Here is a 13,739-nt window from a genome sequence, read left to right on the forward strand (position 1 = left end):
GCGGCTTCACCCCGGAGGGAAACCCATGCAACCCCGTCAACTCACCGAGCAGCTCAGCGTCGCCCCGCAGATCGCCGTGGCCGACATGCCGGCGATCGTCGCGCAGGGCTTTCGCAGCATCGTCAACAACCGGCCCGACGGCGAAGAGCCGGGCCAGCCGGACAACGCCGCGCTGGAGGCGGCAGCGCACGCGGCGGGCCTGGAATGGCGGCATATTCCGGTGGTGTCGGGCAAGGTCAACGATGACCAGGTGCGCAGCTTCAGCGAGGCGATGGCGCAGCTGCCCGGCCCGGTGCTGGCGTTCTGCCGCAGCGGCACGCGCTGCAGTGCGCTGTGGGCGCTGTCGTCCGACGACACCGTCGACAACATCCTGGCCACCACCGAGGCGGCCGGCTACGACTTGTCGATCCTGCGCGGCTGGCTGGAAATGAGCCGTCGCTGATGGCCGCCGTCACCCGCCGCAGGCCTCGCGCACGGCATCGCCACGTCGGCCACCCTGTCGCAGCGGCATTCCCTGCTGCTTCGCGAGGGCGCGGTCAGGGGCGAGGTGCGAGGTGCGGACGATTCATGGCCGCATCGGCGCCCCGCACCTGCAGGCGTTGGTGACCACCTTGTTCAGGCCGTTCCGTGTCGACGACTGACCTCCACCCAGCATGGAAACCGCGATGACGCATCTGCTGACCATGCAGGCCCTGCTGGCGATCGCCTGCGGCTCGGCCGTGGGTTTCTCGCTGGCCCTGATCGGCGGCGGCGGCTCGATCCTCGCGGTGCCGCTGCTGCTGTACGTGGTCGGCGTGCACGACCCGCACCTGGCGATCGGCACCAGCGCGCTGGCGGTGTCGTTCAACGCGTTCGCCAACCTGGTTCCGCATGCGCGTGCCGGCCACGTGCGCTGGAAGGTGGCGTTCACCTTCGCCGCCACCGGCGTGCTCGGCGCCTTCATCGGCTCCAGCATCGGCAAGGCGATCAACGGCCAGCACCTGCTGGTGCTGTTCGCGCTGCTGATGATGGTGGTGGCCGGCTTCATGCTGCGTGGGCGGCGCGGCGGCGTGGATCGCTATCCGCTGCCGGGCATGTATCCGCGGCTGGGCGCGGTGGGCCTGGGCACCGGCAGCCTGGCCGGCTTCTTCGGCATCGGCGGCGGCTTCCTGATCGTGCCCGGGCTGATGTTCGCCAGCGGCATGGAGATCATCTACGCGATCGGCACCTCGCTGTTCGCGGTCGGCGCGTTCGGCCTCACCGCGGCGACCAATTACGCGATCTCCGGCCTGGTCGACTGGCCGGTGGCGGCCGAGTTCATCGGCGGCGGCGTCGTCGGCGGCTGGCTGGGCGCGATGGGTGCGAAGCGGCTGGCGAAGACCCGCGGCGCGCTCAACATCATCTTTGCGCTGGCGATCATCGCGGTGGCGATCCTGATGCTGGTGAAGAGCCTGCGCGGCTGATGCCCGACCGCGCCGACGACTTTGGCCGGTGCTGCGGCACAATGCGCCCTGGTCGCGCTGGAATCCCCCGATGATTTTCGTGTTGCTGAGCGTGTTGTGCAGCGTGCTGGTGTCGGTGTTGCTGAAACTGGCGCGTCGATTCCGGCTCGACGTGGGCCAGGCGATCGCCTGGAACTACCTGGTGGCCAGCGTGCTCACCGCGCTGCTGCTGCAACCCGCGCCGGCCAGCCTGCGCGCACCGGGCGTGCCGTGGCTGGCGCTGGTCGCGCTGGGCGTCCTGCTGCCGACCATCTTCCTGGCCCTGGCGGCCGCGGTGCGCCACGCCGGCATCTTGCGCAGCGACGCGGCGCAGCGGTTGTCCCTGCTGCTCTCGCTGCTGGCCGCGTTCGTGCTGTTCGGCGAGCGGCTCTCCGCCTTCAAGCTGGGCGGCATCGCGCTGGGCCTGCTGGCGCTCTCGTGCATGGTCTGGCGCAGCGGCCAGGCACCGACGAGCGAAGGCGCCGCCGGCGGGCTGTATCCGCTGCTGGTGTTCGCCGGCTTCGGCGTGATCGACATCCTGTTCAAGCGCGTGGCGCAGGCCGGCGTGCCACTGGGCACGTCGCTGCAGGCGATGTTCGCGCTGGCGCTGCTGGTCGCGTTCGCGATGCAGCTGTGGCGTCGCGTCCACCGCAGCACCCGCTTCACCGCCCGCAGCGCCGTGGCCGGGCTGCTGCTCGGCCTGGCCAACTTCGGCAACATCTTGTTCTACCTGCGTGGCCACCGCGCCCTGCCGCAGCATCCGGCGCTGGTCTTCGCCAGCATGAACATCGGCGTGGTGGCGCTGGGTGCGGTGGTGGGACTGGTGCTGTTCCGGGAGCGCCTGAGTCGGCTCAACCTGGCTGGCGTGGCGCTGGCGGTGGTGGCGATCGGCGTGCTTGCGCGGGGGTGAGTTTATTCCGCTGGACTCGATCGGGCGAACCACCCGCCGCTTGGTGGAAGGTTTGTTTGATGCGGGACGATGTGGCAAAACAAGACCTGATCCTGAGGTTTGCGTGGAGAAACCTCAGCCTCCGTCCCCTTTGCTTGAAAGAGTCTTGATCAAGGACAGTGCCTTGGCCTTGGTCAGGTCACCATTGATTTCAGGGTTGGCCAATTCGAACAGCACATCATTGATGCCAACGTCTCTTGGTGTGTCGACATTGACACGCTCATTCATCTCAAGCGCTTCCATCAAATCAACAACACCTTCAGCAGAAATATGATCCTCAAGATATCGGCGTAGCAATGTAACAAGTGCGAACCGACTCAATTTCAAATGCCGATCGACATCAAGCAACATTTCATGCAAATCTGAGAGACTCTCTTGCCCTGAGATGATTACAAATCGCGCGTCACTGGTCATGGGGAATGATCGTGTTGTTGATCTTGTCTTTAATGTGAACAACAGACCCATTTGGCGCAAATGTCGTTTTTAGATAGCTCGACGTCTGTCCAGCGTTATCTACGGTCTTCTGATAGACCGCCGATGAGCCGGGAACCCTTCCTGGAACAGTTGCAGAGAAAACGACACCGCCTCCCAGGCTGTCAACGTCTACCCCAAGGTTCCCGCTTGGGAGGCTCTTTTCGAAGCGAGCCAAATTTGAAGACTGGCCTGTTGTTAAGGAAATCTCCCCATCCATCATTGTGGACAACGGAGACATCGGCGCGTTGACGCCGTTGGCTGCCGCGACCCCTTCCGCAAGCAATGATCCACTAGCAACCACGGCAGGCCCGTTTGCCATCAATCCAGCGGCAAGACTCCCGGCAGCAAGTGAGTCATAGACGACAGCGACGGCGGTTTTCGCCACGAATCCCGCTGCCGGAGAAGCCGCCGCCGTCGCCAAGGTTCCCAACACAAGTTGGGCTTGCGCCGCGTTTTGTTGGTTGAGCTGCTGAACCTGCTGAGGACTTTGCTGAGCCATGATGGCTTGGCCTGTCCACCACCCCGCATCCATCGTGCTTTGTCGCCCGTCCGGATCAATGTTGGCAATGGGATTGTTGTTGACGTACGCATAACGATTGAAGCTGAAAACATTACCCGACGTCGGCCCCATCGGATCCACGCTGAGCATGCGCCCCATCGGGTCGTAATACCGCGCCTGCATGTAAACGAGCCCAGTCTCCGGATCGTTCACGTGCCCCGTATACCCCACCCCGTCCGGTGAGCCGCTCATGCCCGCCACCGGCACCCCGTACGGCGTGTACTCGTAGGTGGCGATGATGTTGCCTTGCGCGTCGGTCTTGGCCAGCACCGTACCCTGCGGGTCGGTGTAGTAGTAGTGGTGAGTGCCGGCGTGGGCGGCTCCCCACAGCAACAGACCCAGTACGATGATTGCTAGCTTCGTTGCTTTTGTCATTGATCGTTATCCATGAAAATGATCAATCCGAACTCCGTGTACAACATTTTTCGTTGATTCTTACTATTCGATTTTTTGGGGCACAGAGGTAATTAAACGCCAATCTTCGACTTCGCCAGACGCACGCCCAGGTTTCCGACAGGCTCTCACGCCCCCGGCTTGCGCCGCCCACCGCCACCCCGCGGCGCCTGCGCCACATGCCGCGGCGCCGTCGATCCGCGCACCACCAGCTCCGGGCTGAAGCCTTCGTTCGCATGCCGGGCCGGTTCGCCGTTGGCTTCGCGCTGCAGGTCGCCGATCAGGCGCTGGGCGGCATGCCGCGCGATTTCCTCGGTGGCCTGGCGGGCGGTGGTCAATGCCGGCCAAGACTGCTTGGAGAACGGGCTGTCCTCGAAGCCGGCGATCGACAGTTCGTAGGGCACGTTGATGCCGTCGGAATGGGCGGCGGCCAGCACGCCGGCGGCGATCTCGTCGTTGGAGCCGAAGATCGCGGTGGGGCGATCCTTCAGCGCCAGCAGTTTGCGGGCGCCGCGGAAGCCGTCGTCGAAGGTGTAGTCGCCGGCGAGGATCAGCTTGCGGTCGAGCGGGATGCCGTAGTCCTTCAGCGCGTCCTCGTAACCCTGGTAGCGCTCGGGGCTGGAACGGTGTTCGCGGCCGCCCCACAGGAAGCCGATGCGCTGGTGGCCGAGCTGGATCAGGTGTTCGGTGATCGCGTAGGCGGCGTCGCGGTCGTCGACGTAGACGCAGGGAAAGCCGTCCTGCGGGTCCTTGCGCGCGGAGATGATCCGGATGAACGGGATCTTCGCCTCGACCAGGCTGCGGATCAGTTCCGGCTGTTCGGACATCGGCGGCGCCAGCACCAGGCCGGCCAGGCGCGAGCGCTGCACCAGGGTGCGCAGCTCGTCGGCCAGTTTCGGCGAGCCCGAATCGCAGGGATGGATCTGCAGGCCGAAGCCGCTGGAGCGGCACACCGACAGTACGCCGCGCTGCAGGTTGATGATGTAGTGCGCGTTCGGATTGTCGTAGACCAGTCCGATCGCGTAGGCGCGGGTGCTGCGCAGGCTGCGCGCGGAGGGGTCGGGCTGGTAGCCGAGCGCGTCGATCTCGCGCTGCACCTTCTCGCGGGTGCGGGCATGCACGGACGGTTCGTTGTTGATCACCCGCGAAACGGTCTTCAGCGAGACGCCGGCCCGTTCCGCGACATCCTTGATGGTGGCACTGCGCACCGGTTGAACCTCATGCATCGTGATTGGTGACGCCGCTGCCGTCGAACCGAAGCGGGCGCCGCCGGATTGCGCGGCGGCGCATGCATCCTAGCTCAAGTGCCTTGTGCCGCGCTGCTGGCGGCGGCCTGGCCGATGCGGTGCCCGGCCAGGCCGTAGTAGAGGATGTACAGGTAGCACGGCACCATCACGCACAGGAAGGCCAGCTGGAAATCGATCAGCTGCTTCAGGTGCACGAAGACCTGCGGGATCAGCGCGCCGCCGACGATGCCCATGATCAGCAGCGCGGAGGCCGCCTCGGTGTGCCGGCCCAGCCCCTTGATCGCGAGCGGGAAGATCGCCGGCCACATCATCGCGTTGGCGAAGCCCAGCGCGGCGACGAAGCCCACCGACACGTAGCCCCGGGTGACGTACGCGCCGATCGCGAACAGCACGCCCAGCACCGCCGACACCGCCAGGTAACGCTGCTGCGAGATGAAGCGGGGGATCACCAGCAGGCCCACGACGTAGCCGGCCAGCATGCCGAGCATGGTGTAGGAGGTGAAATGCTTGGTGGCGTCCAGCGGCAGGCCGAAGCCCTGGCCGTAGATGCCGATCGCGTCGCCCGCCATCACCTCCACGCCGACGTAGAGGAACAGGCACAGCACGCCCAGCCACATGTGCGGAAAGCTGTAGATGCTGCGGCCGGCATGGCCGATCGCCCTTTCGTCGTTGGCGCCGGCGGGCTTGATCTCCGGCAGCGACGAGCGCACCACCCAGATCGCCAGCAGCACCAGCAGCGCCGCCATCGCCATGTACGGCCAGTACACGCGCGCCGCAAAGCCGTTGAGCAGGGCCTCGCGCGCCGCCGCGGTGGGCGCGTCCTTCACCTGCTGGTCCAGCGTGTCGATGCCGCTGAGCACCAGCGCGCCGAACACCAGCGGCGCCAGCGCGCCGGCCACCTTGTTGCAGATGCCCATGAAGGCGATCCGCTGCGCCGCGCTGTCGATCGGTCCCAGGATGCTGATGTAGGGATTGGACGCGGTCTGCAGCAGCGACAGCCCGGCGCCGATCACGAACAGCCCGACCAAGGCGCCGTGGTAGACGCGGATGTTGATGAATTCGCCGAACAGCACCGCGCCGATCGCCATCACGAACAGGCCCAGCGCCATGCCCTTCTTCATGCCGGTGCGTCGCAGCACCACCGACGAGGGCAGGGCCAGGCAGAAGTACGACAGGTAGAACGCCACCGGGATCAGGAAGGCGCTGACGTCGTCGAGGTTGAAGGCGAGCTTCACGAAGATCGTCAGCGGGCCGTTCAGCCAGGTGACGAAGCCGAAGATGAAGAACAGCACGCCGATGATCAGCATCGGACCGAAATAGCCGCGTTGGGACGGTGCCGCCGTCAGCGTCGTTGCCATGGATGTTTTCCCCGAGTCGCCGCGTGCGCCGATCGGATGATCGGGCTGGCTGGAATGTCTCTTTATTCGCTGAAAAGTGCAACGTTGTCAATTATGGCCGGGCGTACGCCATGGCCAGGCGTCTCCGGGGCGGCCGTCCAGACGTCCGAAACGAAGCCTCGTGTGGCGTTGCGTCAGCGCCCGGAAGGTCGGTTCCAACTCGCGCCATCGCCGTGCAGCAAGGCCGCAGCGGGCAAAGTTCAACGCCGGCGCAGGAGTGTCGCGACAGCTATGTTGCGACGCCGCAGGGCGCTTTGAAAAAACTGTCGGGCACCCTGTTGACAACGTTGTCATTTTGACAGCAGACTCGGCCCCCATCAGCCCCGGCCGGGTGCGTCCATCGCACCGCTTTCGCCAGCGGGCCAGACACGGGAGAGGGCAGTGGGGGAACGCGCCAACCAGCGCCATGCATCCGCGGCAACCGGCACGTCGCTGGGCGGCGGCCTGTCGTCGACAGGCGTCGGTCGTGCCGGCCCCGTTGCGGCGCAGCCGTTCCTGGCCGCCGATGTGGGCGGCACGCACGCGCGCATCGGCCTGGTGGTCGCGGCGCCGGGTGGGCAGTCGGTCAAGGTGCTGCACTACCACCGCTACAGCTGCGCGGACTGGTCCGGCCTGCCCGCGATGCTCGGCGACTTCGTGGCGCAGCTCGAGGCATCACCGCACGCGGGGCTGTGCAGCCAGCTCAGCGATTGCGCGGTGGCCTGCGCCGGCTACGTGCTGGACGACGCCATCGTCAACGAGAACCTGCCGTGGCCGGTGTCGATCGGCGAGATCCGCGCCGCGCTCGGCATCCGCCAGCTGGCCGTGATCAACGACTTCGAGGCGGTCGCCTACGCCACCCAGTTCATCGGCGCCGACGACGCGATGTCGATCATCGAGAGCAACCGGCCCGCCACTCGCGGACCGGTGCTGGTGATGGGCCCGGGCACCGGCCTGGGTTCGGCGGTGCTGCTTCCCGGCCAGCCGCGCGCCCAGGTGCTGGCCACCGAGGCGGGCCAGATCTCGCTGGCGCCGGGCACCGAGCGCGAGATCGAGATCCTGCGCCTGTTCCGCCGCGAGCGTTCGCACGTGTCGTTCGAGGACGCGCTGTCCGGCCCCGGCCTGCTCAAGCTCTACGGCGCGCTGTGCGAGCTGCGCGGCTGCACCGAACGCCAGCTGACCCCGGCCGAGATCACCGCTGCCGCACTGGCCGGCAACGATGCCGCCGCGGTCGAGGCGCTGCAGGTCTTCTGCGGACTGCTGGGCAGTTTCGTGGGCGACCTGGTGCTGCTGTACGGCGCCCGCGCGGTGTATCTGGCCGGCGGCATCCTGCCACAGATCCAGCCGTTCCTGCTGGCCAGCACGTTTGCCGAACGCTATTTCAACAAGGGCGTGATGCGCGCCTGGCTGCAACAGGTTCCGGTTCGACTGATCGAGCACGGCCAGCTTGGTGTCATTGGCGCCGCCGGCTGGTTTCTGGATGAGCACAAGGGAGATTGAGATGAGATTCCGTCCGCCATCCGGCGACACGGCGCCAAGCAAGTCACAACCAACGTCCGCGACCGTCATCAGCCGGTCCTGATTCAAGCCAGCCTCTGAGGGGAGGAGATCATGAACTACCGCAAGACATTGCTAGCCGCGAGCATCATCACCGGTCTGTGCGTATCCGGCGTGGCGTTTGCGCAGGACGCACAATCGACCGGCGACACGACCAGCACGACCCGGCAGAAGGACAAGGACGCCACCCAGCTTGGCACCGTCACCGTGGTGGGTATCCGCGACAGCGAGGCCGAGTCGCTGAACCTCAAGAAGACCGCGGCGTCGCACGTGGAAATCGTCACCGCCGAAGACATCGGCAAGCTGCCGGCGAAGAACGTGGCCGATACGCTGCAGCGCCTGCCCGGCGTCAACATCAGCTCGTCCAGCGCGGCCGAAGGCGGCTTCGACGAGAACGATCGCGTCAGCCTGCGCGGCACCAACCCCAGTCTGACCCAGACCCTGGTCAACGGCCACACCGTGGGCACCGGTGACTGGTTCGTGCTGAGCCAGGTGCAGACCGTGGGCCGCAGCGTCAGCTACAGCCTGCTGCCGTCGGAAATCGTCAGCCAGGTCGTGGTGCACAAGACCTCCGAGGCGAAGATCGTCGAGGGCGGCGCGGCCGGCTCGGTCGACATCATTTCGCGCAAACCGCTTGAGTTCGCCAAGAACATCACCGCCGAAGCGTCGATCGGCGGCGTCTACTCCGACCTGCCCAGCAACACCAAGCCGCAGTTCAGCGGGATGTTCAACTGGAAGAACGACAGCAACACCGTCGGCCTGCTGGTGCAGGGCTTCTACGAGAAGCGCAGCCTGCAGCGCAATGGCCAGGAAGTGGTCGGCGGCTACAACCAGATCACCGCGGCCTCCGCGCCGAACACCGTCGCGGCGCATCCCGAACTGGCCGGCCTGTACTACCCGAACGAGATCGGTGCAGTGCTGTTCACCCAGACGCGCGAGCGCAAGGGCGGCGTGGTCGACCTGCAGTTCAAGCCCACCGACAACCTCACGCTCGACTTGAACGGCTTCTATTCCAAGCTCAAAGCCGACAACTACAACCGCAACTACATGATGTGGGCCAGCAGCGCGCTGGGCGGTGCGGGTGGCGGCGTGCTGACCCCGGGCTCGGTCAACAACAATGTGGTCACCAACGGCACGATCAGCGGCGGCACCAACCCCTATGGCGTCTATGACCAGATCTCCCGCCCGGGTGCGGCCTCCGAATCGAAGTTCCTCACTCTCGACGCCAACTGGCGGGTCACCGATCACCTGACCCTGAAGGGCCAGGTGGGCAGCACCCGCGGCACCGGCAGCAGCCCGACCCAGGACGTGATCGAACTGGGCACCGCGGGCGGCGCGGGCGCCAGTTGGGACATGCGCGGCACCGGCCAGCCGATCAACTGGACGCTGGGCGGCGACAACGCCTCGCCGTCCGGCATCCTGCCCGGTTCCGGCTGGATCTTCGGCGGCCAGGGCATCAAGGTCACCGACAAGGAGAAGTGGGGCCAGCTCGACGGCGAGCTCGCGTTCGATGATGGCGCGTTCTCCTCGCTCGAGTTCGGCGTGCGCTACGCCGACCACACCCGCGAGAACCCGTTCGAAGTGGCGCAGGGTCCGAACTGGGCCACCGACTGGACCAATCCGGCGCTGTACCCGACCTCGCACCAGAACTACCCCGGCGATTTCGGCAACTCGGTGGGCGGCAGCTTCCCCAGCAACATCTGGTACTACACGCCGGGCCAGCTGGCGCAGATCGATTCGCAGTTCGCCAATCGTGATCCGGTCGGGCGGTTCTACTTCAACGACATCTACCGGGTGAAGGAGAAGGACACCGCCGCCTATCTGCAGATGAACTTCGAAACCGGCGCGGTCGCCGGCAACTTCGGCGTGCGCTACGTGCAGACCAAGGAAGACATCGGCTACAGCAGTACCGCACCCGATGGCGACGCCAATACCGTGGAAGGTCCGATCACCGGCTCCGCGTTCGGCGACTACTACTGGAACACCTACAAGAAGACCCACAGCAAGTTCCTGCCCAGCGCGAACCTGCGTTACAGCATCAACGACGACCTGCTGCTGCGCGTCGCTGCCTCGCAGACGATGACCCGCCCGGACTACTCAGCGCTGGCCGGCTACGTCTCCGCCGACGATCTCACCCACACCGGCAGTGGCGGCAACCCGAAGCTCAATCCGCTGATCTCCAGCAACTTCGATGCGTCGCTGGAATGGTATTTCGCGCCGCGCGGCCTGCTTTCCGCCGGCGTGTACGCGATGAACCTGAAGGACTACATCAACTTCGGCAACGAGACGCGCACGTTCAAGGACATGCAGGCCTCCCAGGCGGCCGGTCACGACGTGTTCAACGACTACCTGATCAGCGTGCCACGCAACGTCAACGGCCAGGTGCGCGGGGTGGAGCTGAACTACATCCAGCCGGTCGGCGAGCACTTCGGCGTGCAGGGCAACTACACCTACGCCGATGGCCATGCCACGGGTGACGAGCCGTTGCAAGGCACCTCGAAGAACACCTATAACGTGTCCGGTTACTTCGAGAACAAGCTGCTGAACGCCCGCGTCAGCTACACCTATCGTTCGGAGTTCTACGCCGGTGTCAGCCGCACCGACACCTACTTCCAGCAAGGCATCGGCAGCCTGTCCGCTTCGCTGGGCGTGAACCTCACCGACTGGATGTCGCTGTCGCTGGACGCGATGAACCTCAACAACCCGAAGCTGAAGTACTACACCAAGAACGACGCCTACGGAAAACAGCCGTATGCGTTCTACGTGAACGGTCGCCAGTACTACCTGAACCTCCGCTTCAAGCTCTGAGCCGCGTTTTCTGACCTGCGTGCTCTGAGCGGCATGCAGAAAACGCGAGCCATGGATGGCGCCGCATCCTCCCCGAACGGGCCCGGGCAAGTCTTTCCGGGCCCGTTTTTTTGAGCAGGCCTTGCGTCCACGTCCATGGCATCCTGCGTGGACCATCCTGCGGAGACCGCCGATGACCTTGTCGACAACACGCCGCCAGATCGTCCTGTTGCGCTGCATGCTGGTTGCCGTGACCTGGCTGCTGGCCAATCCGCTGCTGGCCCGGCCACCCATCACCTCCCTGATTCCCCAGCCGGCCCATGTCGACCTGGCCGAAGGACATTTCACCGTAGACCCGGCCACGCCGATCGTGGTTGTCGACCAGGGCGCGGCAAGCCTGCGCACCGCGCAATGGCTGGCTGACCTCACCGGGCGCACGCGGGGCCTGAAACTCGCCGTGCACCAGCGCGCCGCCGTCACCGGCGAGATCGTGCTGCAGCTCGACCCCGGGCTTGCGCCGGCGAACGACGAAGTCTATGTGCTCGACGTGAAGCCGCAAGGCATCAGGCTTGCAGCGCGCACCGACGCCGGACTGTTCCGTGGCGCGACCACGCTGTGGCAACTGCTCACGCCCGATGCGAAGCAAGGCGCGGTGCAGGTGCCGGCCATGCACATCGCCGACCAGCCCCGCTTCGCCTGGCGCGGCCTGATGCTGGATTCGGTGCGCCACTTCCAGAGCGTGGACGAGGTGAAGCGCCTGCTTGACCAGATGGCCCAGCACAAGCTCAACGTGTTCCATTGGCATCTCACCGACGACCAGGGCTGGCGGATCCAGATCAGACGCTATCCCGAGCTGACACGCATCGGTGCGTGGCGCACGCCACCGGACGCCGGCAAGGACGGCGAGCCGAAACGCTACGGCGGCTTCTACACGCAGGCGCAGATCCGCGAGGTGGTCGCCTATGCCACCGCGCGCCACATCACCATCGTGCCGGAGCTGGACATGCCCGGTCATGCGCAGGCCGCGGTGGCCGCGTACCCGCAGCTCGGCGTCACCGGAAAGCGGCCGGAAGTGTCGGTCGACTGGGGCATCAATCCGTATCTGTACAACGTGGACGATGCCACCTTCGACTTCATCGACAACGTGCTCGACGAAGTGCTGGCGCTGTTCCCCTCCAGATACATCCACGTCGGCGGTGACGAGGCGATCAAGGACCAGTGGCAGGCCTCGCCCGCGGTGCAGGCGAAGATGCGCGCGCTGGGGATCACCGGCGAGGATGCGCTGCAGGGCTGGTTCATCGACCGCATCGGCCAGTACCTCGACAAGCATGGCCGCAAGCTGATCGGCTGGGACGAGATCCTCGAGGGCGAGCATCTGCCGGCCGATGCCACGGTGATGTCCTGGCGCGGCACCGACGGCGCGATCAAGGCGACGATGATGGGCCACGATGTGGTGATGTCGCCGGCGCCGGCGCTGTACTTCGACCACGTGCAGGGCGACCGGATCGACGAATACGCCGGGCGCATGGGGGTGGAATCGCTGCGCAGCGTCTACGCTTTCCAGGTGGTGCCCGCCGTGCTGGGCCCGAAGCAAGCCGCGCATGTGCTCGGCGTGCAGGCCAACGTGTGGGCCGAGCACATTCCCACCTTCGCGCATGTGGAGCATGCCGTGTTCCCGCGGCTGGATGCGCTCAGCGAAGTGGCGTGGTCGCCGGCCACCAGCGACTGGCCGGGCTTCCTCGCCCGGCTGCCGGCGCAGCTCGCGCGTTACCGCACCCAGCATGTCGGCTATGCCGACAGCGCGTTCGCGGTGGACATCGCCATCGATCGCACGCTTGCCCTGGTCACCGGCAAGGCCACCGTCACGCTGTCGAACCAGACGGACTTCGGCACCATCCGCTACACGCTGGACGGCAGCGCGCCCACGCAGGCTTCGCCGCGCTACGACGCACCGTTCAACGTGAGCCTGCCGACCACCGTGCGCGCGGCCAGCTTCGCCGCCGATGGAAGCGTGCTGGCCAGCTCGCGCCAGCGTGTGCTGGATCGCGCCAGCCTGCTCGGCCTCGACGGCAACGACTTGCCGAACTGCCCCGGCAGCGACTTCCGCCTGCGCGTGCAACCGCTGCCCGATGCCGCCTCGGCGTCGCCGGTCTACAGCATCAACGTGTTCAACAGCTGCCAGCTGTATCCCGCCACGCCGCTGGAAGGGCTGCGCCGCATCCATGTCGACGCAGTGCGACTCGAACGCAACTATGCGCTGGCGCACGAGCAGAAGCTGGTGGCGTCGCATCCGAACGAGACGCCGTTCGGCGAACTGGTGGTGCACCTGGACACCTGCGCCGGCCCGGTGCTGGCCAGCATGGCCTTGCCCGATCCCGCGCACAGCGCCCGCAACTTCACCCTGGACGCGGCGCTGCCCGCGCAGCAGGGTGAACGCGCGTTGTGCCTGATCTACACCGCGCCGATCGACGGGCCGCTGTACGCGTTGGGCCGCGTGGCGTTGCAGCCGTGAGTCACGGTCGACTGGTGGCATCGCGCTCCCTCCCCTGCAAAGCAGGGGAGGTTTGGGGTCGCTCCTGATCGCCCACGCGACCCTGAGCTACCTCTTCCCTCTGCCCGCGCTGGGCCGGGCGACGTGGTGTCGCATCCGGTTCGCCGGCTGGATGAAGCCGCGCTTCGGCCCGTAGGTGCCGGCGCTGGCGTTCGCCGCAATATTCGTGGCGGTGTGGTGGCTGATAGTTCGGGCGATGGATCGCCGGCACATCCACCTCAAGCTCTAGCGCCGCCGCCGCATCGCCCGGACCAGCAGGATCATCAAGCCCAGGCCAAGCGTCAGGCCGATGCCGCCGCCCCAGATGCCGCCGACGTCGCCGCCCACCAGATAGCCAAGCCCGAAACCCAGCGGAAACAGCAGCAGCACGGGCAGGCAGCCCATCG

11 protein-coding genes are annotated in these 13,739 nt (G+C 66.1%); 6 read left to right on the forward strand and 5 right to left on the reverse strand.

What is annotated here, in order from left to right; genetic code table 11:
• The first annotated feature begins 25 nt into the window (after positions 1-25).
• From ABNK63_RS00905 to ABNK63_RS00915, 3 genes are all read left to right on the forward strand, one after another.
• A complete protein-coding gene (locus tag ABNK63_RS00905; RefSeq protein WP_350016414.1) occupies positions 26-442 on the forward strand; it encodes a TIGR01244 family sulfur transferase in 417 nt (138 codons plus the stop codon).
• A 235-nt stretch (positions 443-677) separates the two neighbouring features.
• Positions 678-1,442 (forward strand): sulfite exporter TauE/SafE family protein, encoded by a 765-nt coding sequence (locus ABNK63_RS00910; RefSeq protein WP_350017170.1) that lies wholly within the window; start codon positions 678-680, stop codon positions 1,440-1,442.
• A gap of 70 nt (positions 1,443-1,512) precedes the next feature.
• A complete protein-coding gene (locus tag ABNK63_RS00915) occupies positions 1,513-2,370 on the forward strand; it encodes a DMT family transporter (protein WP_350016415.1) in 858 nt (285 codons plus the stop codon).
• Positions 2,371-2,484: 114 nt separating this feature from the next.
• Here ABNK63_RS00915 and ABNK63_RS00920 read toward each other — a convergent pair whose 3' ends face one another.
• The 4 genes from ABNK63_RS00920 to ABNK63_RS00935 form a co-directional block, all read right to left on the reverse strand.
• A complete protein-coding gene (locus ABNK63_RS00920; RefSeq protein WP_350016416.1) occupies positions 2,485-2,823 on the reverse strand; it encodes a hypothetical protein in 339 nt (112 codons plus the stop codon).
• On the reverse strand, positions 2,813-3,817 hold the full coding sequence (locus tag ABNK63_RS00925; protein ID WP_350016417.1) for an RHS repeat-associated core domain-containing protein: 1,005 nt from the start codon (positions 3,815-3,817) through the stop codon (positions 2,813-2,815). Before ABNK63_RS00925 ends, ABNK63_RS00920 begins: the two co-directional genes overlap by 11 nt.
• Positions 3,818-3,963: 146 nt before the next feature.
• Positions 3,964-5,043, reverse strand: a complete 1,080-nt coding sequence (locus ABNK63_RS00930; protein WP_350016418.1) for a LacI family DNA-binding transcriptional regulator — start codon at positions 5,041-5,043, stop codon at positions 3,964-3,966.
• A gap of 92 nt (positions 5,044-5,135) precedes the next feature.
• The gene (locus ABNK63_RS00935; protein WP_007808553.1) at positions 5,136-6,440 is read right to left on the reverse strand and encodes a sugar MFS transporter; all 1,305 of its coding nucleotides are present in this window, start codon (positions 6,438-6,440) and stop codon (positions 5,136-5,138) included.
• A 420-nt stretch (positions 6,441-6,860) separates the two neighbouring features.
• On the opposite strand from ABNK63_RS00935, the gene ABNK63_RS00940 reads away from it, so the two are divergent.
• The 3 genes from ABNK63_RS00940 to ABNK63_RS00950 all read left to right on the forward strand — a co-directional run bounded on the left by ABNK63_RS00940 (position 6,861) and on the right by ABNK63_RS00950 (position 13,314).
• Positions 6,861-7,958 (forward strand): glucokinase, encoded by a 1,098-nt coding sequence (locus ABNK63_RS00940; protein ID WP_350016419.1) that lies wholly within the window; start codon positions 6,861-6,863, stop codon positions 7,956-7,958.
• Positions 7,959-8,069: 111 nt separating this feature from the next.
• Complete coding sequence (locus tag ABNK63_RS00945; protein WP_350016420.1) at positions 8,070-10,823, forward strand: TonB-dependent receptor; 2,754 nt, start codon at positions 8,070-8,072, stop codon at positions 10,821-10,823.
• Between the two features lie 217 nt (positions 10,824-11,040).
• Entirely contained in the window at positions 11,041-13,314 is a 2,274-nt protein-coding gene (locus ABNK63_RS00950) for a family 20 glycosylhydrolase (RefSeq protein WP_350017171.1), read from the forward strand.
• 264 nt (positions 13,315-13,578) lie between these two features.
• Here ABNK63_RS00950 and ABNK63_RS00955 read toward each other — a convergent pair whose 3' ends face one another.
• Positions 13,579-13,737: a hypothetical protein gene (locus tag ABNK63_RS00955; RefSeq protein WP_350016421.1), complete on the reverse strand. Its 159-nt coding sequence runs from the start codon at positions 13,735-13,737 to the stop codon at positions 13,579-13,581.
• Positions 13,738-13,739 lie beyond the last annotated feature (2 nt).

Origin of the sequence: Rhodanobacter sp. IGA1.0, from assembly GCF_040208325.1 — a bacterium.
GTDB classification, from domain to species: domain Bacteria; phylum Pseudomonadota; class Gammaproteobacteria; order Xanthomonadales; family Rhodanobacteraceae; genus Rhodanobacter; species Rhodanobacter spathiphylli.